Source organism: Anaerosporobacter faecicola (genome assembly GCF_012070565.1).
Lineage (GTDB): Bacteria > Bacillota > Clostridia > Lachnospirales > Lachnospiraceae > Anaerosporobacter > Anaerosporobacter faecicola.
Window position 1 is genome coordinate 38,291 of sequence record NZ_JAAQRO010000010.1, and the last position, 25,832, is coordinate 64,122.

General features: G+C 36.1%; 22 protein-coding genes. 4 read left to right on the forward strand and 18 right to left on the reverse strand.

Annotation, left to right across the window (positions count from 1 at the left end):
- Positions 1–59: 59 nt before the first annotated feature.
- The 8 genes from HBB17_RS06555 to rimO form a co-directional block, all read right to left on the reverse strand.
- Positions 60–1,979, reverse strand: coding sequence for a bifunctional 4-hydroxy-3-methylbut-2-enyl diphosphate reductase/30S ribosomal protein S1 (locus HBB17_RS06555; RefSeq protein ID WP_238483690.1), 1,920 nt, complete (start codon positions 1,977–1,979; stop codon positions 60–62).
- Positions 1,980–1,990: 11 nt separating this feature from the next.
- Positions 1,991–2,659, reverse strand: coding sequence for a (d)CMP kinase (cmk, locus tag HBB17_RS06560; protein WP_167956686.1), 669 nt, complete (start codon positions 2,657–2,659; stop codon positions 1,991–1,993).
- 92 nt (positions 2,660–2,751) lie between these two features.
- Positions 2,752–3,984, reverse strand: a complete 1,233-nt coding sequence (locus HBB17_RS06565; protein WP_167956687.1) for a BaiN/RdsA family NAD(P)/FAD-dependent oxidoreductase — start codon at positions 3,982–3,984, stop codon at positions 2,752–2,754.
- A gap of 10 nt (positions 3,985–3,994) precedes the next feature.
- A complete protein-coding gene (locus HBB17_RS06570; protein WP_167956688.1) occupies positions 3,995–4,888 on the reverse strand; it encodes a MurR/RpiR family transcriptional regulator in 894 nt (297 codons plus the stop codon).
- A gap of 3 nt (positions 4,889–4,891) precedes the next feature.
- Positions 4,892–5,590 carry a GerMN domain-containing protein gene (locus HBB17_RS06575; RefSeq protein WP_167956689.1) on the reverse strand — a complete coding sequence of 233 codons (699 nt, stop codon included), beginning with the start codon at positions 5,588–5,590 and terminating at the stop codon, positions 4,892–4,894.
- 151 nt (positions 5,591–5,741) lie between these two features.
- Positions 5,742–6,992: a competence/damage-inducible protein A gene (locus tag HBB17_RS06580; protein WP_167956690.1), complete on the reverse strand. Its 1,251-nt coding sequence runs from the start codon at positions 6,990–6,992 to the stop codon at positions 5,742–5,744.
- 2 nt (positions 6,993–6,994) lie between these two features.
- Positions 6,995–7,537, reverse strand: coding sequence for a CDP-diacylglycerol--glycerol-3-phosphate 3-phosphatidyltransferase (gene pgsA, locus HBB17_RS06585; RefSeq protein WP_167956691.1), 543 nt, complete (start codon positions 7,535–7,537; stop codon positions 6,995–6,997).
- A gap of 25 nt (positions 7,538–7,562) precedes the next feature.
- Positions 7,563–8,888, reverse strand: coding sequence for a 30S ribosomal protein S12 methylthiotransferase RimO (rimO, locus tag HBB17_RS06590; protein WP_167956692.1), 1,326 nt, complete (start codon positions 8,886–8,888; stop codon positions 7,563–7,565).
- A gap of 215 nt (positions 8,889–9,103) precedes the next feature.
- On the opposite strand from rimO, the gene HBB17_RS06595 reads away from it, so the two are divergent.
- The gene (locus HBB17_RS06595; protein ID WP_167956693.1) at positions 9,104–10,753 is read left to right on the forward strand and encodes a CvpA family protein; all 1,650 of its coding nucleotides are present in this window, start codon (positions 9,104–9,106) and stop codon (positions 10,751–10,753) included.
- 149 nt (positions 10,754–10,902) lie between these two features.
- Here the strand turns inward: HBB17_RS06595 and HBB17_RS06600 are convergent, their stop codons facing one another.
- The 4 genes from HBB17_RS06600 to HBB17_RS06615 form a co-directional block, all read right to left on the reverse strand.
- Positions 10,903–11,436 carry a hypothetical protein gene (locus HBB17_RS06600; protein ID WP_167956694.1) on the reverse strand — a complete coding sequence of 178 codons (534 nt, stop codon included), beginning with the start codon at positions 11,434–11,436 and terminating at the stop codon, positions 10,903–10,905.
- A 37-nt stretch (positions 11,437–11,473) separates the two neighbouring features.
- Entirely contained in the window at positions 11,474–12,322 is an 849-nt protein-coding gene (gene folD / locus HBB17_RS06605; RefSeq protein WP_167956695.1) for a bifunctional methylenetetrahydrofolate dehydrogenase/methenyltetrahydrofolate cyclohydrolase FolD, read from the reverse strand.
- A gap of 159 nt (positions 12,323–12,481) precedes the next feature.
- A complete protein-coding gene (locus HBB17_RS06610; protein ID WP_167956696.1) occupies positions 12,482–13,258 on the reverse strand; it encodes an arginase family protein in 777 nt (258 codons plus the stop codon).
- Positions 13,259–13,440: 182 nt separating this feature from the next.
- The gene (locus HBB17_RS06615) at positions 13,441–14,700 is read right to left on the reverse strand and encodes a DUF6273 domain-containing protein (protein ID WP_167956697.1); all 1,260 of its coding nucleotides are present in this window, start codon (positions 14,698–14,700) and stop codon (positions 13,441–13,443) included.
- A gap of 231 nt (positions 14,701–14,931) precedes the next feature.
- On the opposite strand from HBB17_RS06615, the gene HBB17_RS06620 reads away from it, so the two are divergent.
- The gene (locus tag HBB17_RS06620) at positions 14,932–15,777 is read left to right on the forward strand and encodes a flagellin N-terminal helical domain-containing protein (RefSeq protein WP_167956698.1); all 846 of its coding nucleotides are present in this window, start codon (positions 14,932–14,934) and stop codon (positions 15,775–15,777) included.
- A 23-nt stretch (positions 15,778–15,800) separates the two neighbouring features.
- A complete protein-coding gene (locus tag HBB17_RS06625) occupies positions 15,801–16,304 on the forward strand; it encodes a GNAT family N-acetyltransferase (protein WP_167956699.1) in 504 nt (167 codons plus the stop codon).
- 156 nt (positions 16,305–16,460) lie between these two features.
- On the opposite strand, the gene HBB17_RS06630 is transcribed toward HBB17_RS06625, so the two are convergent.
- From HBB17_RS06630 to HBB17_RS06655, 6 genes are all read right to left on the reverse strand, one after another.
- Positions 16,461–18,749, reverse strand: a complete 2,289-nt coding sequence (locus tag HBB17_RS06630; protein ID WP_167956700.1) for a hydratase — start codon at positions 18,747–18,749, stop codon at positions 16,461–16,463.
- Positions 18,750–18,958: 209 nt separating this feature from the next.
- A complete protein-coding gene (locus HBB17_RS06635; RefSeq protein WP_167956701.1) occupies positions 18,959–19,549 on the reverse strand; it encodes a histidine phosphatase family protein in 591 nt (196 codons plus the stop codon).
- A gap of 339 nt (positions 19,550–19,888) precedes the next feature.
- A complete protein-coding gene (fsa, locus tag HBB17_RS06640; RefSeq protein ID WP_167956702.1) occupies positions 19,889–20,542 on the reverse strand; it encodes a fructose-6-phosphate aldolase in 654 nt (217 codons plus the stop codon).
- A gap of 112 nt (positions 20,543–20,654) precedes the next feature.
- On the reverse strand, positions 20,655–21,281 hold the full coding sequence (locus HBB17_RS06645) for a DUF4867 family protein (protein ID WP_167956703.1): 627 nt from the start codon (positions 21,279–21,281) through the stop codon (positions 20,655–20,657).
- A gap of 13 nt (positions 21,282–21,294) precedes the next feature.
- Positions 21,295–22,320: a LacI family DNA-binding transcriptional regulator gene (locus HBB17_RS06650; protein ID WP_167956704.1), complete on the reverse strand. Its 1,026-nt coding sequence runs from the start codon at positions 22,318–22,320 to the stop codon at positions 21,295–21,297.
- A gap of 40 nt (positions 22,321–22,360) precedes the next feature.
- Positions 22,361–23,842, reverse strand: coding sequence for an L-fucose/L-arabinose isomerase family protein (locus HBB17_RS06655; RefSeq protein ID WP_167956801.1), 1,482 nt, complete (start codon positions 23,840–23,842; stop codon positions 22,361–22,363).
- 475 nt (positions 23,843–24,317) lie between these two features.
- Here HBB17_RS06655 and HBB17_RS06660 point away from each other — a divergent pair, with 475 nt between their 5' ends.
- Positions 24,318–25,814, forward strand: coding sequence for a L,D-transpeptidase family protein (locus HBB17_RS06660; RefSeq protein WP_167956705.1), 1,497 nt, complete (start codon positions 24,318–24,320; stop codon positions 25,812–25,814).
- Positions 25,815–25,832: the final 18 nt, after the last annotated feature.

Below are 25,832 nucleotides of genomic sequence, written 5' to 3' on the forward strand. Positions count from 1 at the left end.
TCTACTATGATACACGAACAAATTAAAAAGTCATTTTATTGCTATCGCTTAATTAGATTTTATTCTTCAACGTTCTCTTGTTCATTATCAGCTTCCAAAGCTTTCATGCTTAAGCTGATCTTCTTATCATCGTTGTTGAAATCTACAACTTTCGCTTTGATTTCCTGTCCAACCTTTAATACATCTGAAGGTTTTTCTACATGTTCTTTTGAAATTTGAGAAACATGAAGTAATGCATCAACACCTGCTTCTAATTCAACGAATGCACCAAAATCAGTCATACGAGCAACTTTACCAGTTACTTCAGTACCTACAGCATATTTTTCAGCTGCATTTAACCATGGGTTTGTATCATCAAATTTTAAGCTAAGAGCAATCTTTTCTCCATCGATATCTTTGATCAATACTTTTACAGTATCGCCAACTTTAAATACTTTCTTAGGATTTTCAACACGTCCCCAAGACATTTCAGAGATGTGAAGAAGACCATCTGCACCACCTAAATCGATAAATGCACCGAAATCTGTTACATTCTTAACAGTTCCTTCTACAGTCATTCCTACGCTAATTTTTTCAAATAAAGCTTTTTGTAATTCTTTTTTCTTAGCAACAAGAAGTTGTTTACGATCACCGATGATTCTTCTTCTTCTTGGGTTGAATTCACTGATAACAAATTCAATTTCTTGTCCAGCATATTTTTCTAAGTTCTTTTCATAACTATCAGATACTAAGCTAGCTGGAATAAAGATTCTTGATTCATCGATTACTACACTTAAACCACCATCTAAAACAGTTGCTACTTTTGCAGTTAATACTTCTTTATTATTAAATGCTTCTTCTAATCTCTTGTTACCTTTTTCTGCAGCTAATCTCTTATAAGTAAGAAGAACTTGTCCTTCTCCATCATTTACTTTAAGAACTTTTGCTTGCATTGTATCACCAACGGATACTACTGTAGTTAAATCTACATTTGGAGTGTTGGTATATTCATTTCTAGTAATGATACCGTCTGCTTTGTAACCTATATTTAAGATGATTTCATCTTCTTTAACATCGATAACAGTTCCTTCTACAACCTCTCCGTTGTGTATTGTAACTAATGACTCCTCTAATAATTGTTCAAAACTCATTTCTGACATAGTCGTATGAACCTCCTTGATTATATTGTTTGGGGTTGATGCCCCTGCGGTAATACCTACGCTACGAAAAGATTTAAATTGATTTAAATCCAGGTCACTGAGTGTCTGTATATAGTAAGTATCTTCACATTCATTTTTACATATCTCATATAACTTCTGAGTATTAGAACTATTCTTACCACCAATAACAATCATAGCATCGGATTGCGTAGCTAATTCGCGCGCCTCTGTTTGACGTTCCTCAGTAGCGTTACAAATAGTATTTAAAACAAGTATATCATAACCCTTTTTTGAAATAATTTCAACTAAATCTTTAAATTTCTTGTAACTAAATGTCGTTTGGGCAACAATGCATAACTTTTTGCCATTTTCTAGGGTAAAATTGTTCGCATCGTCAAAACTTTCAATTACAGAAACTGGCACTTTTGACCATCCACATATTCCTTGTACCTCAGGATGGCTTGCATTTCCAATTATCATAATATCTTTTCCATTTTCAGATTCTTCAGCTACGATACGATGAATCTTTTTAACAAATGGACAAGTTGCATCTATCACAGTCAAACCAGCCTTTTCTATCTGCTCTTGTACTGCTTTGGAAACACCATGGGATCTTATTACTATTGTTCCCTTTCTAACCTTATTTAATTCTTCCAGATTAGGAATAACGATTACACCTTTGTTTTCCAAATCTTTCACTACTTCTTCATTGTGAATGATCGGACCAAATGTATAAACCTGCTCTTGTTTATTAATTTGTTGATAAACGGTATCAACCGCTCGTTTTACTCCAAAACAAAAACCTGCACTATTGGCAGTTTTAACAACATATTCTTTCACTTGTTCCTCCATTAACTATGGGATTTTTGAAAGATTGTAATGATTTCGTTCACAACTTCATCAATCGTCATATTCGAACTATCTACTAACGTAGCATCCTCTGCCTGACGTAAAGGAGCAAACTCTCTAGACATATCTTGATGATCTCTTGCTATGATATCTTTTTCAATCTCTTCCATATTGCAAGTTACGCCCTTCGCTGTCAATTCTACATATCTTCTTCTTGCACGTTCAGAGGAAGAAGCCGTTAAGTATATCTTTACATCTGCATTAGGTAATACATATGTTCCGATGTCTCTTCCATCCATTACAACACTTTGCTTGTTTGCTAACTCTCTTTGTAATTCAACCATCTTCATACGAATATCTTTGTTCTTACTACTAGCAGAAGTCATCATTCCAACTTCTTCTGTTCGTATGAATCCATTGACATTTTCGCCATTCAGGATCACCTGTTGTTCACCGTCTACATATTCGATTGATACATTGATCTTGTTACATGCCTCTACAATCTTCGTACTTTCTTCAGCCTGAATGTGATTTCTCATCAGATATAATGCAACCGCGCGGTACATTGCTCCTGTATCCACGTAGATAAATCCTAATTCTTTTGCTATCTTCTTAGCGATTGTACTTTTTCCAGCTCCTGCTGGTCCATCAATTGCAATACTGTAAACCATAATTAGCTCCATTCCTCCTAGTTATTTGACAGCTAGGTATATATTCTATAACACACATCATAGATGTGGATTACTCATTCGTATACGAATACTTATTCAATTGCGGTTGCTGCTGTATACGCAGTTGACCATGCAATCTGTAGATTAAATCCTCCCGTTAATGCATCCAGATCTAACACTTCACCTGCAAAATATAGCCCTTTTGCATATTTGGATTCCATAGTAGATGGATTAACCTCTTTAACAGATATCCCACCTTTTGTTATCACCGCTTCATTATAACTGCGAATACTTGCTACAGAAAGCTTCATATTCTTTATTGTGTGAACCAAATTCAACCGTTCGTCCTTCGTGATCGTATTTACTTTCTTATACGGATCGATTCCACTCAGAGAAATTATAATCGGTATTAGCTTTCTTGGCAATAGATTATCGATCGCATTTTTAAATTGTTTGTTTCTTAACTCTTCAAAATCACGTAAGATACGTGCATCTAACTGTTCCTCTGTTAAAGCTGGCTTTAAGTCGATGGTCATTGTAATCTCCCCTTTTTTCAAATAAGGGATGACGTAACTGCTAGCACTCAGAATTACCGGACCACTAACACCAAAATGTGTAAAGAGCATTTCCCCAAAGTTACGATAGATTTCTTTGTTCTTACTGTATACTGTTACTTGAATATTTTTCAGTGATAATCCTTGTAACTCTTTGATAAATGACTCTTTTATATTAAATGGCACCAACGAAGGATTACACTCCGTTATTGTATGACCAATATTTTTTGCAAACTTATACCCATCTCCAGTAGAACCAGTTGTAGGATATGACAATCCGCCAGTTGCTACGATTACTGCTTCTGCTGACAGGATCTTTTTCTCTCCTTTTAGGCGGACACCTTTACATACACCGTCTTCCACTAGCAGATCTTCTACCTCACTACCAAAATGTATTGAAACACCCAGTTGTTGTAATTCTTTTTGTAATGCTCCAATTACATCTGATGATTTATCTGACTGAGGGAACACGCGGTTTCCTCGTTCAATCTTTGTTTTCAATCCAAGACTTTCAAATAGATCGATTACATCAAAATTATTATAAGAATAGAAACTGCTGTAGAGGAATTTACTGTTGGTCATAACATGTTCAAACAATGTTTCCATATCACATGCATTCGTAATATTACAACGACCTTTTCCTGTTATATATAATTTTTTCCCTAGCTTTTCATTTTTTTCTAAAATCGTGACACGATGACCATTTCTGGCTGCATAGATTCCCGCTAACATTCCTGCAGCCCCGCCACCAATGATAATTACCTTACTCATATTCGATCTCCTAGTCCTCTGGTGTTGTTTGATTTCCTTCTTCATCGTATCGATATACCTGATACTCATTCCATATCTCTTCTAAAGAGGAAAATGTAGACATTACTTCTTCCTGTTTTTGTTGACATACACCAACAATAATCGCATTGATGATACTCATTGGAGCAACAATCGAATCCGCAATCGATGCCATATCACATCGCGCCAACAAATTACAACCACTGTATCTTGTCATTGGAGATGCATAACTATCCGTAATTGCAATTAATTTGGCGTTCCGCTTACTAGCGAATTCCATTGCCTTCAACGTACTTCTTGAATACCTTGGGAAACTAATTCCCACTAGAACATCCTCTTCATTGATACGATATAATTGTTCGAATAATTCACTCGTACTATTTGAATGGATCATGACAACATGTTCAAAAATCAATCCCAGATAATAACTTAAGAAACTCGCAAGCGGCGCACTGCTCCGTATCCCGATAATATAGATATTCTTTGCTTGTAACAGCATCTCAATGGCATTCTTGAATGCTTCCTCATCAATTTCCTCTGCAGTTAATCGAATTTTTTCAGCATCAGAATGCAATACGGATTTTAATATATTATGTTTATCAATTCGGTCAAAAGTGACTTCCATACGTTGTACCGAATTAAGCTTATTTTTCGCCATTTCCTCTAATGCACGCTGTAATTTTGGATATCCATCATACCCAAGAATGGTAGCAAATCGTACAACCGTTGATTCACTAACGCCAACGATTTTTCCCATCTTCGCAGCAGTCAGATACACTGCTTTATCAAAATTGTTTAAAATATAGTTAGCAAGGAGCTTTTGCCCCTTGCTAAGTGAGTTATATTTATCATTAATATTTTTAACCAAATCTGTTTGCGTATTCATTCCTTAATTCGCATTCCCAGTAATGTATGGTTCATTAATTTCCATCTCAATATGTCCGCTTACATAAGCCTCACCATCTACACGAAATACAACTTTCTTACATGTAGGAAGGTTATCCAATAAGCTGTAAGAGATACATTCAAGCGTTGCTCCTTCAACTGAAGCACCCACACCTGTTACTGGTGCACTCCCTTTCATAAAGTTTACTACGACCGTATCTCCATCTTGAGATACACTTTCAACTTCTACTTCATATGCATTTGCTTCAAAAGCTTTGATCACTTCACCAACGATCAATTCTGCAGTAACTTCCGTATCACCTGAGATATAAGCAATGGCATCTTCCGTCTCTAACGTTTCATCGTTGATCGTATAGATTGGAAGCTCTACTTGCTTCTTCTCTACTACTTCAGTACTATCTTCTTCCTTTGTTGTAGAAGCTTCCTCTTCCTCCAAATCTTCCGTTGGTTTGGCTTCCTGTGTTTCCTCTACTTCCGGTTCCTGTGTAGCTTCTCCTTCTACCATTTCAGATTTGTTGGTTAAATCCCCATCTATCTCTTCCGTGGATGGATCTGTCGTAGAATCCACCACTTCATTTACTTGATTTGAGTTTACAACTTCGTCTTTTTTCTTACAACCTGTAACTGCTAGTACAGACAAAGATGCAATGGTGACAATTGTTAATATTTTCTTTTTTCTCATGTTTGCGCTCCTTTCTATTCACCCCAGAATTACTTATACCCATTCGGAATAGTAATAGCAATCTCATTAACTAGTTTTACAATAAATCAAAACTATGTCATTTTTATGGTAATCCATAAGAAATTGTTCAGTAGAGCACGTCCCATGTATGTTATTTATAATTATCCAAGATGCAGCGACGAAGAAGATCCATTGCATATACAACTGAGCTTTCTCGTACTTTTTGGCGATTTCCTTTGAAATGATATTCTCTTACTAACACTTTTTCATTTGCAAAACAACCAATATATACCAATCCCACCGGTTTTTCTTCTGTCCCACCATCTGGTCCTGCAACTCCTGTTATTGCTATAGCAACATCGGAATCTGTATTAATTGCAACTCCTTTTGCCATTTCTTTTGCACATTGTTCACTTACTGCACCGTATTTTTTCAATGTATTCTTACTCACATCAAGATTTTTCTTCTTTGCCTTATTAGAATACGTAATAAAGCCTTCTTTTAACACATCGGAAGCCCCTGGTACATTCACGATCCTTCCCGTGAACAATCCTCCTGTACAAGATTCCGCAGTCGCTAGTGTCAAGTCATACTTCTTCAAAAGTTTAACGACTGTATCCTCTAGCGTTTCTTCCTCATCTGTTGTATAGATACTCTGACCAAATCTCTCTTTTAGTTCTTTTACAATCGGTTTTACCAATTTCTTTGCTTCCTCAACAGAAGGTGCACTAGCTGTAACACGCATATGCACTTCTCCGCATTTTGCATAGGTTGCGATTGTTGGATTGGTTTGTGCATCGATTAGATCTTTAATCTGTGTTTCTACCATGCTTTCACCTATTCCACATACTTTCACCATTTTGGAAAAGATCACATTTGGCTGAATGGTATTCAAATAAGGAAACACTTTTTTCTCGAACATTGGTTTCAATTCTTCTGGTGGTCCAGGAAGTAGGATGATTCGTTTTCCTTCTTTTGTCTCTACAATCATTCCAGGTGCTGTTCCATTATCATTATCTAGCACTTTACAACCTTCAATGATTTGTGCTTGCTTCCAATTATTATCCGGGATGACCTTATAATTACTATTCTTAAAATAATTTTCTATCCGTTTTCTTGTATGAGAGTCCTCAACTAGAGCCATATTTTGGCTTTTTGCTACGGTTTCTTTCGTGAGATCATCCTGTGTTGGTCCAAGTCCACCAGAAAGAATGATGATATCAGATCGTTTGCATGCCGTCTGAATCGTATCCAGTAAACGGTCTGGATTATCTCCAACCGTAACTTCGTAATATACTGTCATACCTAGTTTGGCACACTTTTGTGACAAGTACGCGGCATTGGTATTTACGATATTTCCAAGTAAGAGTTCTGTGCCTACACTAATTAATTCTACTACCATTCTTATTTGCTCCCTTCCTTAAGTACATTCTTATTCTTTATCAAATAGTCGATAAGGGATATTACTGTCAATGCTAGTGCAAGGTAAATAAAGACTTGTTCTAATGTATTAAAAAAGTCGCCATCAAAATTTACGATCAATAAGATTGACATGATCATCTGGGAAGCTGTCTTAAACTTGCCCCACCAACTTGCTGCCAATACCAGTCCGTTGTCCGATGCGATCAAACGGAACCCACTTATGATGAATTCACGGCTAATAATGACGATAATAATCCAAGCAGGTACTAGATGCATCTGTACAAAGCAAACAAGTGCAGAACAAACCAATAGTTTATCTGCCAGTGGATCCATAAATTTACCGAAATTAGAAATCAGATTATACTTTCTTGCAATATGCCCATCCAGTGCATCTGTTAAACATGCGACTATAAATATTGCTACTGAAACATAATTGGAGTATGGTACCAGATCCGTTAATAAGAAAAATACAAATAGTGGTATCATGCAAATACGTGCAATTGTTAATTTATTAGGTAGGTTCACAAAACCTCACTCCTTTCAGATTTAATTACTGGATAACTTCTGCTGTTAAATCATAGTCTTTTGCACCAGTAACTTTTACTGTCACAAAATCTCCTGATATAAATGGTTGATCTGCATTTACAAAAATGTATCCATCTATATTCGGTGCATCCATGTATGTTCTTCCAATATATACATTATCTTCTGGTAATCTGCCTTCGATCATAACGCGCAATTCTCTACCAACCATATTCTCTGCATGATCAAATGCAATCTCTTGTTGTAAAGACATCAATTCATCTTTTCGAGCAACTTTTATCTCTTCATCAATTTGATCTTCCATATTCGCAGCTGGGGTATCTTCTTCTGGTGAATATGTGAATACACCCAAACGATCAAACTCCATTTGGTCCACGAATTCAAGTAATTGTTCATGATCTTCCTGCGTTTCTCCTGGAAAACCAGTGATTAAAGTTGTACGAAGTGCAATATCTGGAATTTCACGACGTAGTTTCGTTACAATATCAATTAATTCCTGACGATTCGTACGACGTCCCATACGTTTTAAGATTGCATCAGAAGCATGTTGGATCGGCATATCAAGATAATTACAGATTTTTTCTTCTTCTTTCATTACTTGAATCAAATCATCTGTGATTTCTTCTGGATAACAATACAAGATACGGATCCACTCAATCCCTTCAATTTTACATAGTTCACGTAATAATTTATGAAGACTCTTTTCACCGTAAAGGTCAACACCATATAGAGTTGTCTCCTGTGCTACAAGCATTAATTCTTTCACACCTTGTTCCGCAAGATTTTTCGCTTCCGCTAGTAGTCTTTCCATTGGAACACTTCTGAATTTTCCACGAATCTTTGGGATAATACAATACGTACAGTGTTTGTCACAGCCTTCCGCTATTTTAAGGTAAGAATAATATCCGCCTGTTGTTAAGACACGCTTGCTATCAACTTCTGGAGATACATCAATGTCTTCAAAAACTTCTGTTGTCTTTCCTTCTAATGCTTCTTCTATTACTTTTACAATATTCTCATAGCTGGATGTACCTACTACAGCATCTACTTCTGGGATTTCATCCTGAATTTCTTTTTTGTATCTCTGTGCCAGACAACCTGTAACAATCAGTGCTTTTAAATTTGCAGTTTTCTTAAGTTCTGCCATTTCAAGAATCGTTGTGATACTTTCTTCTTTTGCATCATTAATGAAACAACATGTATTTACAACGATAATATCTGCCTCGTTCTCATCATTCGTGATGATATAGCCCTTTTGGTTAATTAATCCTAACATCACTTCACTGTCTACGAGGTTTTTATCGCAACCTAACGATATAAATAATATATGCATTCTAAATCTCCTTCTATTTCTCTTCAATGAAACATGTATATAATAACAGTTTTTTTCAAAAAATGAAACACCAAATTTGCTGTTTATAAAAATTATAGATTTTTCATACCTTTTTTATTGACTTTTCAATAGATCTCGCTAATATTAATGGTAGAGTTGCGTAAAATCCAATAAAACGCATACAACGATCAATAACAAACTATTGGAGGACGTCTATGAAAAAATCGAAAAACATTATTCTAGTTTCCCTACTTGTACTGCTTGTAGGGTTTGTTTATTACTATATTGCCCTTCCACCGATCAATATTCATGCAAGAGGATTTTGGTACTTTATTATCAGTGTAATGGCAATCGTTACTGTCATTTGCTTAATCACAACAGTTGTAAATAATGTTCGTACACACGGGCATACACGGGGCATTCAAGATGTTGTTATCAACGCCTCAGATTTTAAAAGCAAACGAGTTTTACTCTCTTTTTGTGCAACCATTTTCGTAATACTCGTCTTTATTATAGGAAGTGTTCTTTCCTCTCCTATTGTAAATGCTTCAAAATATCAGAAATTGATTCAAATTGAGACCAGAGATTTCTTAACGGATGTAGAGGAGATCTCCTACAACGAGATTCCCTTACTAGATAAAGATTCGGCTACTCTACTAGGTTCTCGTAAAATGGGTAGTATGGTAGAATATGTATCCCAATTTGAAGTTAGTAATGCATATACACAGATTAATTACAACAACTCACCTGTTCGTGTAACTCCTCTTGACTACGGCAGCTTCTTCAAATGGATTAGTAATCGTTCGGAAGGCATACCTGCCTATATTCGTATCGACATGGCGACACAGAATGTAGAATGTATTAAATTGGATAAAGGTATCCGGTATTCCAAATCCGACCATTTTGGTCGTAATCTGTATCGTTATCTTCGATTCAAATATCCAACTTACATCTTTGATGATCCAAGTTTTGAAATTGATGATAATGGTACTCCTTACTGGATTTGTCCTGTCAAAGATTACACCATTGGATTATTCGGTGGTGAAACCATATCCCGTGTCGTTTTGGTTAATGCAATTACAGGAGAACATACGAATTATAAAATTAACGAAGTACCAAATTGGGTCGATCATGTATATTCTGCCGACCTGCTAATCAGCTATTACGATTATTACGGTACATTAAAACATGGGTATTGGAACACGTTATTCAGTCAGAAAGATTGTTTAAAAACAACAGATGGGTACAATTATATCGCTCTTGATGATGATGTTTGGGTATATACAGGAGTTACAAGTGTAGGTGGAGACGAATCGAATGTTGGTTTCGTCCTAATGAATCAACGAACAGCGGAAACTAGGTACTATTCTGTTGCAGGTGCAGAAGAGTATTCTGCTATGTCATCTGCAGAAGGGCAAGTACAGAATCTTGGATATAAAGCAACTTTCCCTCTGCTCTTGAATATTAACAATGAGCCAACGTATTTTATTGCATTAAAAGATGATGCTGGTTTGGTTAAGAAATACGCCATGGTCAACATATCCAAATATCAGATTGTTGCCATAGGAGATAGTGCCTTAGAATGTGAAAAGACGTATAATACCCTTCTTCGTTCAACCGGTATTACGGTAACCGACGAATCACAACTTAAGTCGATAACTGGACAGATTACGAAAATTGCACAAGCCGTGATCGATGGAAATTCCCATTTTTATGTTAAGTTAAGCACTTCTACAGATATATTCGATGTCTCCATTGCGAACCTAATTGACATGATGAAATATGATGTAGGAAGTACCATCACCTTCACTTATACGGAAGGAAGTGATTGTAATACCGTTGCAGCCATTGGCAATGTAAAATAATGAATCCTATCATTCCTATATAAACAAAAAGACAAGACACATTTGTTTGTGAATCTCACATCACTTCAATATGTCTTGTCTTTTATCATATTAAACTATATTTTATTATAGTTATACATGTAGTACTCGTACAATACGTGTACTCTATGTTATTTTTTCACTAATTCCTTATATCTTCCCACAAAGGAATCCTTTAAGAATTTCTGAATGCATCTTACGTCTTTCTTCTTATTTAAAGAACGGTATCCACATTCAAGATTCATGCGAACTCGTTTCATTGCACGATTATGATTAACCGTTGTAACAAGAACTCCTTGGCTAAAAATTAATTCCATAACTTCTTCATAATGATAGCATGGTAAAGGTTCTACTATTGTCGTATCATCATTCATAACAACATTTCGTCCAATTACTACAGAACCTGTATACATATTACCTAGCGGTAATTCATTTTCCTTCTGGCTGTCGCTCTTTAACACTGCACGATATCCATTCATACATAGAATTTCACACATACGAAGATACAGATGATACTCTTTCACTTCAAACTGACAATGATAATTCAAGTGGATCTGATCCAGTCCAAAAACATTATGGTCGAGTTCTTCTATGGCTATATCTGCTTCATTCTCCATCATCAATACATTATATTCCTGATTTCGAAACACTAATTCTGCTTTCATTGAACCGCCTCCTCTTCCTACTGCTCATTTCTGATACTTATTGGTTCTGAATTGTAACTGATTCCATGCAATTATTCATTAACATTGCTATTGTCATCGGTCCAACTCCACCTGGCACAGGTGTGATTGCGCTCACTTTTCCTTCAACAGAGTCAAAATCTACATCGCCACATAATTTATTATTCTCGTCACGATGGATTCCAACATCAATTACCACTGCACCTTCCTTTACATAGTCACTCGTGATAAATCTTGGTTTACCTAATGCAACAATTAGAATATCAGCTCGTCTCGTTACCTCTTGTAAGTTTTTTGTTTTTGAGTGACAGATCGTTACTGTGGCATTCTCACGAAGCATCAACATTGCCATTGGTTTTCCAACAATATTACTACGACCTAAGACTACACATTCTTTTCCCTCAATCTCAATATTGGAGCGCTTTAATAATTGTATTACGCCAGCAGGTGTACAAGACACAAATCCCTTTTGACCGATGGATAAAGCTCCAACGCTCTGTGGATGAAAACCGTCAACATCCTTTTCTGGTGCTATTGTCTTTATTACCAGATCCTCATTAATGTGTTTTGGTAATGGTAATTGAACTAGAATTCCATTCACGTCTTTCCGTTCATTTAGTTCTTTAATCGTATCTAATAAAGCTTCTTGCGTCGTTTCTTCAGGTAATTCATAAGAGAGGGAGCGAATCCCAACGAATTCACAAGCCTTTTTCTTATTCCCAACATAAACTGTTGATGCAGGATCATTTCCAACTTGTATCACCGCTAATGTTACTTCTATTCCTTCTTTTTTATATGCTTCTGCTTTTTCTTTTAATTCCTCTTTTATCTCTAATGATATTGCTTTTCCATCGATAATTTGAGCCATTATACTTCCTCCTCTGGTTATATTTCGAATATTCGGATTACAAGAATGCCTTACACATGCAACCCATCGTCTAATTAGGATTGGTTTCAATAAATAATTTTACCCAACATCATTTTATCTCATTTTATATTGTTTTCCTAGTATGAATTTTAGTTTCTTTTATGTAAAAGATTTTGCTATTAAAAATTGTAATAATTCTTTATTCGTCTCGTCATTAATCTTTTGTTCATGCCAATCTTTGACTCGCAACAATGTATCAGGGCATTCCCCACATATATCAATACCTAACACCTCTTCTTTATCGAGAATAAGGGATAATAATTTTTTCAGCTCCTCAATTGAAAAAATTCCCTGATCCCAATCCGTTATAGCAGAATCGTTATTCAACAAATCCTTATCAATCGATATATAGACCGGTTCTTTCACATATTCCCTAGCGAAAGCCTTCCACCCCTCCTCGTGTTGCAACTTTTCTTGACTATAGACATGGACACGATTCCGATATGATACCGCAACATTCTGGAGCAACTTCTCTTCAGCACCAACTAAAATTACACGTTGTAGATTCGGATTGGTATCCAAGGCTGCTTTCACCCAACACCCACAGGAAAGCAAATTAGAGAACAAAGATGGTTGCATATCCGGATGATGGTCAAACACAATTAACGAGAATGGTATGTATATACGGTCTGTCCAGATTTTACTTACATAATGAAAATTTCCCGAATCAATAAAGTGTATCCCTTCTACAGGAAGCATTGCAATTTGTTTCTCAATCTTTGAAACCGCAGTTTCATCACAATATCCATAAGTACCATTAATTTCTTTGCAATCTACCCATATATGCGGAAACGATTCATAAAAATGTTCCCTTTGATATACATCTGTAAAATTCATAATTACAATCTCATCAATACTTCGTTTTGTTCCATTCATTTGCTACTTTCGCCTCTTTCATTTGTACCAATTAAGCAAATTATTCTAGTTCTTACTCAAACTTCACCGTTCAATTGCTGCCAAAAACCTATCATATAAAAGCGTTTTCAGCAATTAATATATCGAAACGTCTATTGAAATGTGCATATTTATTTATGTCGAGTTTTCTGGCTTTCATCAACTTATAAATCCATATCACTGCTAAACCAAAATGCTGGATATGCTGCTATATTCTGATCCGTTGCTAATCTTCCATATTCATTAAGCACTGTTCCATTATATACAGAAGTTGCTTGTTGCAAGCCTCCCGGTGTACGTAGCCAAGCCATTCTCTTGATACAACTAGAAAGAATTTCTTCGTAACGTTCCACTTCCTCCTTACTTAAAAGAAAGATCTTATCCTGTGTAGTGTTCCCTCCTTTTGTCTGATAAAGCATATTATCCTCTGTAATTACTTCTTTCCTTGTAATACGGGATTGTTCTTCTTCCGTAAATGTCTCTTGTATGAATGTCGTATTAAGATCATGACGGATCTGAGATTCTTCCCATGTCATATCTTGTGCGACTGTCGCATATGGAATATTCTTAATTGCTTTTTTCTTAATACATAATACCTCATTTGCTTGTTTATCCAATATGATCCATGTTGCATCTCCTATTGGTATCTCATCGCCCACTTGTGCGTTTTGAATCAACTTGTCCTCTACCACTAATAACCGTTGTGCACTATCTCTGTACGATACACAAGCATAATAGAGTTCTTGTGCCTCTTCTAGATTTCCTCTCTCTTGCATCCTTTTCGCTTGGTTGTATATAGCTTCCTTATAACGCGCTTTCGAATCCTTGTACTTTCCTAATCCATCATATAGATCCGCTGCCTTTGCGTACCAAGTTATCTTATTACAAACACGAGCTACTGTGTATTGTCCAATATTTGTCTTAAAAAGTGCAAAAATAAGAATGATAATTGCTACATAGCTCCAATGTCTTAATGATGAAATTCGATCTTTTCTCTTTGTCTTTTTCAAGATCATATCACATTGCTGAACCCGATCTGGACTATCCTTATACTCTTTTAACTTTGTAAAGGATTTCTTAACATTTTCAAAATCAGCCTCTGTTTTCGCCCGTTCCATCTGTTCACAATAAAATGTATATTGTGCAAGCTTATAGTCTTTTTGTGTTTTCTTTTGTAAATCCGTGCATTTCTTAACATAATCTTTGCTCTCTTTGTAATCATTTTTCTCTTTAAAGAAACGCACCAAATCTTTACAAAGTTCAATCTTTGATTTAGAAGCATCCATACATGACATGCTTTTTAGCAAACGTACCTTTTTATTATACTGTTCTTCTTGCAGTCTATCCTCTTCTGAAAGTTCCACGTCTTCCATAGGGCAGTCTTTCTTTGTTTCATATGATTCTTCTACCATATTCTTATCCATATAGCACCTCTATTCATTATTTTTACTCTTTTGGTAATTAGCCCGCTTCTGCTAATCATACCTATAAGAATTATACCTTTTCATCCTATTATGTCAATCGCAAGTAATACAAGAACAAATACCATTCTTGTATTTTCTTTCTCTTGTAAACATTTCAAAGTATTTAGCCGATACAGTAAATAGGTAATTGTATCTACTCGTATATTACCAAATGATACAAGGAGGTTTTATATGATTTTACAATATAATCAGGCTGCTGCAACAGCAGCACGATATTACGGGATTAATAGCAATCGACTCTGTAGTTTAACAGAGAAATTATCCTCTGGCTATCGAATCAATCGTGCATCTGACGATGCTGCAGATTTACAAATCAGTGAAAAAATGCGTGCACAGATTCGTGGACTTAACCAAGCTTCTCGTAATGCACAAGATGGAATATCCATGTTACAGACAGCGGATGGTGCATTGGCCGAAACAGAAAGCATTGTACAACGAATGCGGGAATTATGCGTGCAAGCGGCAAATGACACCAATGCTAGCGAAGATCGGGATGCTATTCAAAAAGAATTGGATCAACTAGCTAAAGAGATTACACGTATCTCGAATGACACTGAGTTTAATACGAAAAAGCTGCTTGATGGTTCCGCTTCTGATTCTCATAGTGGTAGTTCCACAGAAGAAGGCATAAAACTACAAATCGGTGCCAATAAAGGGCAAAGCATTACCATCAACATAGAAAGTTCCAGTGCTTCTGACCTTGGTATAGATAATCTATCTGTAAAAGATCATGATGAAGCCGGCGATTCTATTGAAAAATGTGATAAAGCATTGAAAAAAGTATCAAGCAACCGTTCAACCATTGGTGCTTATGAAAACAGATTAGAACATACCATTTCGAATCTTGACAATACTGCTGAAAACCTACAAGATGCAGAAAGTCGAATTCGTGATCTCGATATGGCAAAAGCCATGGTGGAATATGCAAAAGTGCAAATTCTAATGCAGGCAGGTCAAGCAATGATTGCCCAAGCGAACCAAAGTCAAAAGGGAATCTTAACTCTACTACAAGGATAAACCTCACAGAAAGGAATCAATCTATGAAACGATATGACACAAGAACAAACACAAAACCTACTGACCCCGATTATCTTCTCTATACAGATGGTACGAATGTTACTTTTGCAGACCTTTGCCAACAGCTAGATGCCTCTCTCAATCAAATCGTTGGAGGCGAAAAGCAGCGTTCCCAGTATACACAATATAATGGACTTTCACAAATTCATGACGTACTGATTCTATACATTAATCATTCCCCTATAGGTTGTGCAAGCTTTAAAGAATACAAACCTGGAATCGCGGAAGTAAAACGTGTATTTGTTCAAGAATCTGCCCGTGGGAATGGTTACTCGAAGTTACTTCTACAGGAATTAGAAAAGATTGCTGTAGAAAAAGGATATCAATCCTTAATCTTAGAAACAGGAAAGCCTTTACTTGCTGCAAGGGGACTGTATCATTCTCTTGGTTTTTCTAACATTCCGAATTATGGTCCTTACGTGAATATGCAAGAATCGGTTTGTATGGAAAAAATAATTAAGCAATGAGTCAACATTTGCTGTAAGCGGATCGCTTGCCCTTTCCAATCCCAACAAAAAAACAATTTTCATTTGTTGCATGTCAAACTTCCAACACGCAATCGATGAAAATTGTTTTTTCTTCTTTATATACGTATATAAATCTGCTTCTGTCAAGCCAGACTATTATCCTCTATAGTAATTAATCAAACAACCTTTCATGATGATATCTCTTTCATCATCTGTCATTTCACCAATCTTAAGCGTAACAGGTACTAATGTATCACGTACAATATATGCCTGTACTTCACTTGCTTTTTCTGCTATTGCTTTCTTAATATCCTTAATGAAGATAAAATCATCTTTGTGGAATGGAATGTCCTCTTCAAAGATAAATGGAATCATACCCCAATTGATCAAGTTGGAACGATATCTCTTCGTAGCATATTCTTTAGCAATATTCGCTAAACCACCAAGTACTCTTTGACAGCTTGCTGCTTGTTCTCTAGCAGAACCATCACCAGGCTTAACCGCATAGATTGCACTACCTATTTCCGTCTCTCCTGCTTTCAAATCTGGATACGCTTCTTTAATTACAGTAAATACTTTCTTAAACTCTTCATTTTCCTGCATTGGACATGTATTCGTACGACGCACCTCTTCCACTGCACGTACTTCTTTCGCCTTTCCTACATAAGCTGGATCTTTTCTTGATAGAGTGAATTCAGCTAATCCTAAAGGATTTGAACGATAGGATGAAGTTTCACCAGATGGAATCAGTTCATCTGTAGTTGTTACCGGATCATGAATCTCAGAAACAATCTTCAATAGTATGTCATCTGTTAATGCTACCATTGTAGGCCAGTCAACAATACCTGGTCCAAATTTTACTTCTGCTGTTTTATCTGCTTTACCAATACCATTGTAGACACGGTTGTCATAAATCTTACTATCGAAGAAATATTTTGGTTTCGTAAAGTTTACATCAATGTCTTCTGCAGAAGTTAAATATCCCTTATTCGCTGCTGTTGCTGCGATTGAACGCGCATCCATAAGTGCAACAGATGCAACTTGTCCATTTGTAATCTTCGAACCTTCTCGATTAGGGAAGTTACGTGTTGAATGACGGATACTTAAGCCATTATTAGCAGGAACATCACCTGCACCAAAGCAAGGGCCACAGAATGCAGTACGGACAGTTGCCCCTGTTTCCATTAATTTTGCTATACTTCCATTCTTAACAAGTTCTAGATAAACTGGCTGACTGGCTGGATATACACTTAAACTAAACTCGTCTGCCCCAATGTATTTGCCATTTAAAATATCAGCTGCGTCACAGATGTTTTCAAATCCACCACCTGCACAACCAGCGATTACACCTTGTTCTACATATAATTTACCATTCTTCACTTTATCTTTTAAAGTAAATTTGACCTTTGCATTGTCAAGACTTACTAATGCTTTCTTCTCTACATCATCTAATATATCATAAAGATTTGCATTCAACTCATCAATCGTATAAACATTGCTTGGGTGGAATGGCATCGCGATCATTGGTTTAATTTCAGATAAATCTACATAAATCATTCCATCATAATACGCAACTTGTTTTGGTGCTAATTCTGCATAGTCACCTACTCTGCCATGAATTGCATAGAAATCTTTTACCTTTTGATCCGTTTTCCAGATGGAAGACAAACAGGTTGTTTCCGTTGTCATTACATCAATTCCTATACGATAATCCACACTTAGATTATCGATTCCATCACCTACGAATTCCATTACTTTGTTATTCACATAGCCATTTGCAAAAACTGCACCAATAATAGCTAATGCAATATCTTGAGGTCCAACACCTTTTCTTGGTTTACCAGTTAAGTAAACACCAACTACGCCTGGCATATTAATATCGTATGTCTTCTGTAATAATTGTTTCACTAATTCAGGTCCACCTTCTCCAATTGCCATTGTACCTAGCGCACCATAACGCGTATGGCTATCCGAACCTAAGATCATCTTTCCACCAGCAGCTAGCATTTCACGAGCAAACTGATGTATAACAGCTTGATGTGGTGGTACATACATTCCACCATATCGTTTTGCACAAGATAATCCGAACATATGATCATCTTCATTAATTGTTCCACCAACTGCACATAAACTATTATGACAATTCGTTAATACATAAGGAATTGGGAATTCCTCAAGTCCTGAAGCACGAGCTGTTTGAATAATACCAACAAAGGTTATATCATGTGAAGTTAGTTTATCGAACTTAACCTTTAGTTTCTTCATATTCCCAGAAGTATTGTGTGCTTCTAAGATTCCATATGCCATTGTATTCTTCGCTGCGTCTTCTTTTGTTAGCACTCCATCTCCTAATTTTGAAGCTAATGCGGCTTTTGCTTCATTGTTGTCTTCTACGATTTCTGTACCATTTAGTAGATAGACACCATTATCATAAAGTTTAATCATCTGTCTTTCCTCTTCCTTTCATTATGTATGATCTAATATTACATAAGTGTTGCATTGGTTTTGTTTGACCAAATGCAACGTCTTACTTTATATTGTTCTCACTTTAACGTATGAAACTACGCTTTCTTCTTATTATAATAGCTAAATAATTGAAATGCAATTCTTTTTCCAGCCGTTTTGTATTTTTATACAAAAAAGCGATTATTCTATTACAATTTCTGGTTGTAACATTCAATGAGAAGTTCGCCACTTTCATCATTTAATATAGCAACGCTCGTATTGGCTACTAATGTTTTTCCTGTTCCAACTTCTCCTCTTGAAAGCACATGAAGAATGGAATTGATCACACCACCATGTGTTACTACCAGCACATTTCCATCCGAATAACATCTACGATACTCTTCCATAGCTTCCATTACACGGTCGGTAAGATGTTCAAATGGTTCCATATTTGCTTCCTCTCCAGATTCTAAGAAAGCCTTTCTTTCTTCTGGAAGCAAGCCAGATATTTTACCAAAATCTCTTTCTAATAATCGAGCATCCTTTACAACAGACAATGTTGCTTGTACTCCATTCCTTAATTGATGTGCATTAAGGGTTTCGGCTATTAAACTTGCCGTATCGTATGCTCTTTGTAACGGGCTTGCATAAAATGCAACAAAGGAATAGTCCGCCAATGCAGTTGCACAGACCCTTGCTTGTTCCATTCCGGTTTCATTCAATGGGATGTTCTCAATTCCTTGGTATCTGCCTTGTATATTCCAATCAGTTTGTCCATGTCGAACTAAATATATCTTCATATAAACTCCATTCTAATCCTTGTGCCTTTTTCATAAGTGTTACAGTTTTCTTAAAACACAGATTCTTCTTGTCTCGTTCTATTATACAATAGTCTCACTCACATTTCCATTCCTATTATGTGGTATTTCAAAGTTGTGTCTCAATTCTACACATTCTTACGCCGAATGTACACACAGGGAGACGTGGTTCTTCGGATGATTGGATACATGACTTGCCCCATGTATTAGTAAAAAAAGCAGGATCTTCGACTCCTGTTACCAGGCAAATCAAAGATACTGCTTTTTAAACAATTCTTTTATATCCTTTTATATGTGCACATTGTGCGAAATGCTCCGATCTTATTCTCCAAAAACAGCTTTATAATCAGCTTGGAATTTTGCAATACCTTGGTCTGTTAATGGATGTTTCGTCATTTGTTCAATAACAGAGTATGGTACAGTTGCAATATCTGCTCCTGCTAAAGCACAGTCAGTAACATGAATTGGATTACGTACACTTGCAGAAATAATTTCTGTTTCAATATTATGAACAGCAAAGATATCAGCAATCGTACGAACTAATTCGATACCTGGTTGAGAGATATCATCAAGACGACCTAAGAATGGAGATACATATGCCGCACCTGCTCTAGCAGCAAGTAAAGCTTGGTTTGCAGAAAAGATCAATGTAACATTTACTTTGATTCCTTCGCTTGCAAGTACTTTTGTTGCTTTTAAACCATCCACTGTCATAGGGATTTTAACAACCATGTTTGGATGGATTTTTGCAATTTCTCTACCCTCTGCGATCATGGTTTCTGCATCAACAGTGGTTGCTTTTACTTCTCCACTAATTGGACCATCTACGATTGAAGCGATTTCAGCAATAACTTGTTTAAAATCTCTTCCTTCTTTTGCTATAAGGGATGGGTTTGTAGTAACACCACAAATTACTCCCATATCATTTGCTTTTTTAATGTCTTCTACATTTGCTGTGTCGATAAAAAATTTCATTCTAATCACCATTTCCTTTCAAAAGTAGGGCGATCCCTTTTCCAACATGAATCGTCCTGTGAAAGATTATTCTTTCACATTAATTTCATTATATGAATCAATTTTGTTTACCCTATACTGTTAGGTTCTCACCTTTTAGTCCAATAAATGCACCATCTTTGTCAAGTCCAGAATCTTTGTGTGCAACAAGCCACTTATTTCTAGCAAATAGCAATGCATCTTCTCCTTTTGCAGAAACTGGCTTCTTAACTAAGTCAAGATTCGTATCCTTAGGTAATACAACAACACATTGGAATCCTTCGTTTGTCGCATCACATGGTGCATAATGTAAAGTAGTTGCATATACCTCAATTGCTGTTCCAGCTGGCAATAAGAACGCTTCTACCTTGGCTGTATCATAGGTATAATCTTCTTCCATATCCTGCTGCATTCCAATTAATAAGATTAGATCTTTCGCTGCAATGTTGATTTCAGAACTTCTATGGTACTCCAATGCATTCAATGTATGATTATGTCCATTACAATATCCTACTTGTACTGGTAGCCCTCCATATACATGGTTTGTAAAATAATCCATAATTTCTGTTGTTTCTAACGCAGCTACCGATGGTTCATAAACCACATCTTCTGGTAATGGAGTGGTTTTAAGGATTTTTACGATATCTGTTGTATCATAATCTTTCAGAACACGACCATACTTTTTAAAGCTTTCGTCTGATACTTTCTGAATCTTTAACATATCTATTCCTCCACTAATTCATATTTTCAAGAATTTTGATCTCATTCTTAGTAATGTTCAATTCTTTCGTTGGGGTTATATTACTTACCAAGCGTTTAAATGCCATGTTTACTGCTTTATATCCCTGGGTAAATGGTTGCTGACAAATTGTCGCTTTTATAATTCCTCGTTGAATCAAGTCCCTTGTCTCCGGAATCAAGTCAGAGGAAACGATCGTAATCTGGTCAACTAACCCAGCCTGTTCAACCGCTTTACATACTCCCACCGTTCCAGCCGCTACAATATAGATTGCTGAGATATCCTTATGTTTTTCCAACATTTTTCTTGTATTCTCGTATGCGCAGGTATCATCATCATTCGTTTCAATGATATCAAGAATCTCGATCATTGGATACTTTTCCTTACAAATAGTATGAAACCCTGTAATTCTTTGATTATGACCAGATAACATTGGTGTTCCAGTTGCAATTCCGACTTTTGCCTTTCCTCTTGTAACTAAGCCAAGAAGGCCAGCTGCGGTTTCCCCACTTTTTACATAATCACAACCAACGTGGCTAATTCGCTTTGAATCTTCAATATCGGTATTGATGGTTAACACTTCAATTCCCTCTTCTGTAAGTTCTGCTATTTTATCCGCAATACGCTGATCATTCATAGGGTTTAATATAAGAAAATGAATCTGGCTTTTCATTTCATCGATCAATGCAAGTTGTTTCTCGATTTGATATCCTCTCATTGTTTTAAGCAGGATCCCCACTCCATAGGAGTGGATTTCCTGCTCAGCACGTCTAATTCCTGCTATAACTTCATCATAGAAACGAATTCCCTCTGAGATGAGTAGTATGCCAATAACATAATTTTTCTTTTGTGCAGCAAGTGCTCTACCAGCTGGGTTGGGAACGTAACCTAAGCGATTGGCAGTTTCGCGAATTAATTGTTCGGTTTCAGGTTTTACTTTTCCGCGGTTATTCAGTACCCGATCCACAGTACCTCTTGATATATTACATGCTTGCGCAATTTGCTTAATTGTTACTGCCATCTTGTACCTCCAAGAATCTCTCTACGTCGTTTTTCCATTTCTATGCAAATGGATTTTCTGTTTTATATAGCATTCCTTTTGGTTGGTTAAATCCAATATCTTCTACTCCTAAGTATTTGAATACTTCGAAGATTGCTTTTCCGTAATGTCCAAATGCAACTGCTCCATGATGAGGATAGTTCTTTTCTACTAATACATGACGGTAGAATCTTCCCATCTCAGGAATTGCAAATACACCAATGGCTCCGAAAGAACGTGTAGCTACTGGTAACACTTCACCTTCCGCAACATAGGCTTTTAATAAAGCATCGGAAGTACTTTGCAAACGGAAGAATGTGATATTACCTGGCATGATATCTCCCTCTAATGTACCACGAGTGATATTTGGCTCTTGATTTGGTTCTAAGCTTCTTGCCATGATCTTTTGGTTCTTCATAGAGCAGAAAGATAATTTGCAAGATGGAGTATTACCACAATGGAATCCCATAAATGTATCTTTTAATGTATATTCATAGTTTCCTTTTATTTCTGATTCATACATATCAGCTGGAACAGAGTTATTAATATCAAGTAATGTAACTGCGTCTTGACTGATACATGTTCCAATATATTCGCTTAATGCACCGTAGATATCAACTTCACAAGAAACTGGAATACCTTGTGCTGTTAAACGGCTGTTAACATAACATGGTACGAAACCAAATTGTGTTTGGAAAGATGGCCAACATTTATTTGCAAATACAACATAGTCTCTTGAACCCTTATTTGCTTCCATCCAGTCTAATAAGGTGATTTCATATTGTGCAAGTTTAGGAAGGATACCTGGCATCTTGTTTCCATCACCAAGTTCTTTTTCCATATCTTTTACTACATCTGCAATTCTAGGATCTCCTGCATGTTCATTAAATGCTGCATAAAGATCCAATTCAGAATTTTCTTGAATCTCAACACCAAGATTATAAAGTTGTTTGATTGGTGCATTACATGCTAAGAAATCTTGTGGACGTGGTCCAAAAGAAATGATCTTTAAGTTGTTTAAACCATTGATTGTTCTAGCAATTGGAAGGAAATCTGCCATCATATCAGCAACTTCACTTGGTGTTCCTACAGGGTATTCTGGTATGTAAGCTTTAATATTACGAAGTTTTAAGTTATAGCTTGCGTTAAGCATACCACAATATGCATCACCACGTCCATCTAATAAGCTATCTCCTCTTTCTTCTGCTGCAGCTACGAACATTACTGGTCCATTGAACTCTTTTGCTAATAACGTCTCAGATGATTCTGGACCAAAGTTTCCAAGATAGATTACTAAAGCATTACATCCTGCTTCATTTACTTCTTTTAAGGCTTTACGCATATCTACTTCATTTTCAATTGTAGTCTTACATTCGAAAATTTCGCCGTATTTGTTCGTGTAAGCTTTAACAACTTCTTCTCTTCTACTTTCAGATAAAGACATTGGAAAACAATCTCTACTTACTGCTACGATACCTAACTTGATTTCTGGAATATTCTTCATCATTCTCACCCCATGCTATCGTTTCAAACGAATTGCCCATACCTATTTGCGAGTCGGGCACGCATGGCTCCTTTCCTTCCTTTAATTAATTTCAACTTAGATTTTATGATTGCCAAGTTCAAAAGTACCAAGAATGTGCGAGTGCGCATCCACTGGAGGGTTTATATACTTTTTTCTCTTGTATCATTTGTACTTATTGTTTAAAATGTGCACGTGCACATTTCTATTTTCATAATATACTAGGACTCCTCATTTGTCAATTCTTTTTTCATTACTTGTTGTCTCATACAAACAACATTTCCTTCCTATACATAATCTATCCATATTCTTCCCTTATTCCTTTAATTTTCCCATATTATTTTTGTAACTTTACTTGCACTTTTAAGCTTGTGTGTTATCATTAGTGTATGATATAAGGGTCATAAGGAATATTGGCGCTTTAATCAGTGTATATATTTATATATGGAGGAAGCTTATGAATAGTAGAATAACAAAAAAACGTAGTTCCTTAATCAAAAAACTACTAATTGGAAGTCTTCTTGCTCTAGTTGTCATTCTAGCAGGCGGTTATTTCTTAGCTGTAAGATATTATAGTAACCATTATTGGAAGAATACCATGATTAACGGAATCGATTGTTCCAACAAAACAATCGATGAAGCAATGAAACTTCTCAAATACGAAGCCGATCATTATGTACTCACGATTGAAGAACGTGATGATATAGAAGAAACCATCAATGGAACAGACATTGATTTTTCCATTTCCTTTGGAACAAGTCTTGAAGACCTAATGGATGAGCAAAATCCTTATCAATGGTTGTCTTCTCTTTCCAAAAAATCGGAACATGAATTTTCTTCGATGATAACCTTCGATGAAGCAAAACTAAGAGATAAAATTGCATCATTAAACGCATTTAATCCTTCTATCGCTGTTGCACCAACAGATGCTCATATCTCAGATTATACGGAGGAAGGTTATTTAATTGTAGAAGAAACCCAAGGAAGCACGTTGAAACAAGAAGAAACAACGGCTCATATTATTGAATCGGTATCGAATTTTAACGATCGAATCGTCCTTGATGATTTGGACTGTTACGTAAAACCACTCATTACAAAAGATGATAAGAAACTTAAAACTTTATCTGAGATTTTGAATAAATATACGAGCACCGTTTTGACATATCATTTTGGTGACGTAACAGAAGTTCTTGATGGTTCCCTAATACATACTTGGTTATCAATTGAAGATGATCAAGTAATCTTAGATGAAGATAAAGTAAAAGAATATGTAGATTATATTGGTAAAAACTATAATTCCTTTGGTCGAAAACGGAAGTTCAAAACAAGTTATGATAAGACGATCAAAGTTGTAGGTGGTGATTATGGCTGGTGGCTTAATCGTGGTTTGGAGCGACAAGAGATTATTGAAGCCATCTATGCTGGTACCCAAGGAGAAAAGAAACCGAACTATTATCAAACAGCGCAGCAATACGGTAGTGATGATGTTGGCAATACGTATGTTGAAATTAATCTTAGCGCACAACATCTCTTCTACTACAAAGATGGCGAATTGATTGTCGAGTCTGATTTTGTTTCAGGTAATGTAGCCAAAGGACATGCAACTCCTGTAGGTACGTATAGCATCACATACAAAGAACGTGATGCAACACTTGTAGGCGAAGATTATGAAACACCCGTGAAATACTGGATGCCATTCAACGGAAGTATTGGTTTACACGACGCTAATTGGAGAGATGACTTTGGAAAAGATATCTTCTTGAAAAATGGCTCTCACGGCTGTATCAATCTACCACCAAAAGTTGCAAAGAAGATTTACGAGAATATCTCAAAAGGTACTGCTGTTGTCTGTTATGAATTACCAGGCACAGAAAATTATGAAGTTAAAGACGAAAAAGCAAAAAAAGCTGATAAAAATTCGACGAATTCAAATGAGTCTTCAAGAAATAATTAATGAGTACTTCGTACTCTC

What these genes read in the sequence shown, in the direction of transcription:
- cmk (WP_167956686.1), bottom strand. Translation starts at nt 2,659, where the DNA reads ATGGTTTACAGTATTGCAATTGATGGACCAGCAGGAGCTGGAAAAAGT.
- HBB17_RS06565 (WP_167956687.1), bottom strand. Translation starts at nt 3,984, where the DNA reads ATGAGTAAGGTAATTATCATTGGTGGCGGGGCTGCAGGAATGTTAGCG.
- HBB17_RS06570 (WP_167956688.1), bottom strand. Translation starts at nt 4,888, where the DNA reads ATGAATACGCAAACAGATTTGGTTAAAAATATTAATGATAAATATAAC.
- HBB17_RS06575 (WP_167956689.1), bottom strand. Translation starts at nt 5,590, where the DNA reads ATGAGAAAAAAGAAAATATTAACAATTGTCACCATTGCATCTTTGTCT.
- HBB17_RS06580 (WP_167956690.1), bottom strand. Translation starts at nt 6,992, where the DNA reads ATGGTAGTAGAATTAATTAGTGTAGGCACAGAACTCTTACTTGGAAAT.
- rimO (WP_167956692.1), bottom strand. Translation starts at nt 8,888, where the DNA reads ATGCATATATTATTTATATCGTTAGGTTGCGATAAAAACCTCGTAGAC.
- HBB17_RS06595 (WP_167956693.1), top strand. Translation starts at nt 9,104, where the DNA reads ATGAAAAAATCGAAAAACATTATTCTAGTTTCCCTACTTGTACTGCTT.
- HBB17_RS06600 (WP_167956694.1), bottom strand. Translation starts at nt 11,436, where the DNA reads ATGAAAGCAGAATTAGTGTTTCGAAATCAGGAATATAATGTATTGATG.
- folD (WP_167956695.1), bottom strand. Translation starts at nt 12,322, where the DNA reads ATGGCTCAAATTATCGATGGAAAAGCAATATCATTAGAGATAAAAGAG.
- HBB17_RS06610 (WP_167956696.1), bottom strand. Translation starts at nt 13,258, where the DNA reads ATGAATGGAACAAAACGAAGTATTGATGAGATTGTAATTATGAATTTT.
- HBB17_RS06615 (WP_167956697.1), bottom strand. Translation starts at nt 14,700, where the DNA reads ATGGATAAGAATATGGTAGAAGAATCATATGAAACAAAGAAAGACTGC.
- HBB17_RS06620 (WP_167956698.1), top strand. Translation starts at nt 14,932, where the DNA reads ATGATTTTACAATATAATCAGGCTGCTGCAACAGCAGCACGATATTAC.
- HBB17_RS06625 (WP_167956699.1), top strand. Translation starts at nt 15,801, where the DNA reads ATGAAACGATATGACACAAGAACAAACACAAAACCTACTGACCCCGAT.
- HBB17_RS06630 (WP_167956700.1), bottom strand. Translation starts at nt 18,749, where the DNA reads ATGATTAAACTTTATGATAATGGTGTCTATCTACTAAATGGTACAGAA.
- HBB17_RS06635 (WP_167956701.1), bottom strand. Translation starts at nt 19,549, where the DNA reads ATGAAGATATATTTAGTTCGACATGGACAAACTGATTGGAATATACAA.
- fsa (WP_167956702.1), bottom strand. Translation starts at nt 20,542, where the DNA reads ATGAAATTTTTTATCGACACAGCAAATGTAGAAGACATTAAAAAAGCA.
- HBB17_RS06645 (WP_167956703.1), bottom strand. Translation starts at nt 21,281, where the DNA reads ATGTTAAAGATTCAGAAAGTATCAGACGAAAGCTTTAAAAAGTATGGT.
- HBB17_RS06650 (WP_167956704.1), bottom strand. Translation starts at nt 22,320, where the DNA reads ATGGCAGTAACAATTAAGCAAATTGCGCAAGCATGTAATATATCAAGA.
- HBB17_RS06655 (WP_167956801.1), bottom strand. Translation starts at nt 23,842, where the DNA reads ATGAAGAATATTCCAGAAATCAAGTTAGGTATCGTAGCAGTAAGTAGA.
- HBB17_RS06660 (WP_167956705.1), top strand. Translation starts at nt 24,318, where the DNA reads ATGAATAGTAGAATAACAAAAAAACGTAGTTCCTTAATCAAAAAACTA.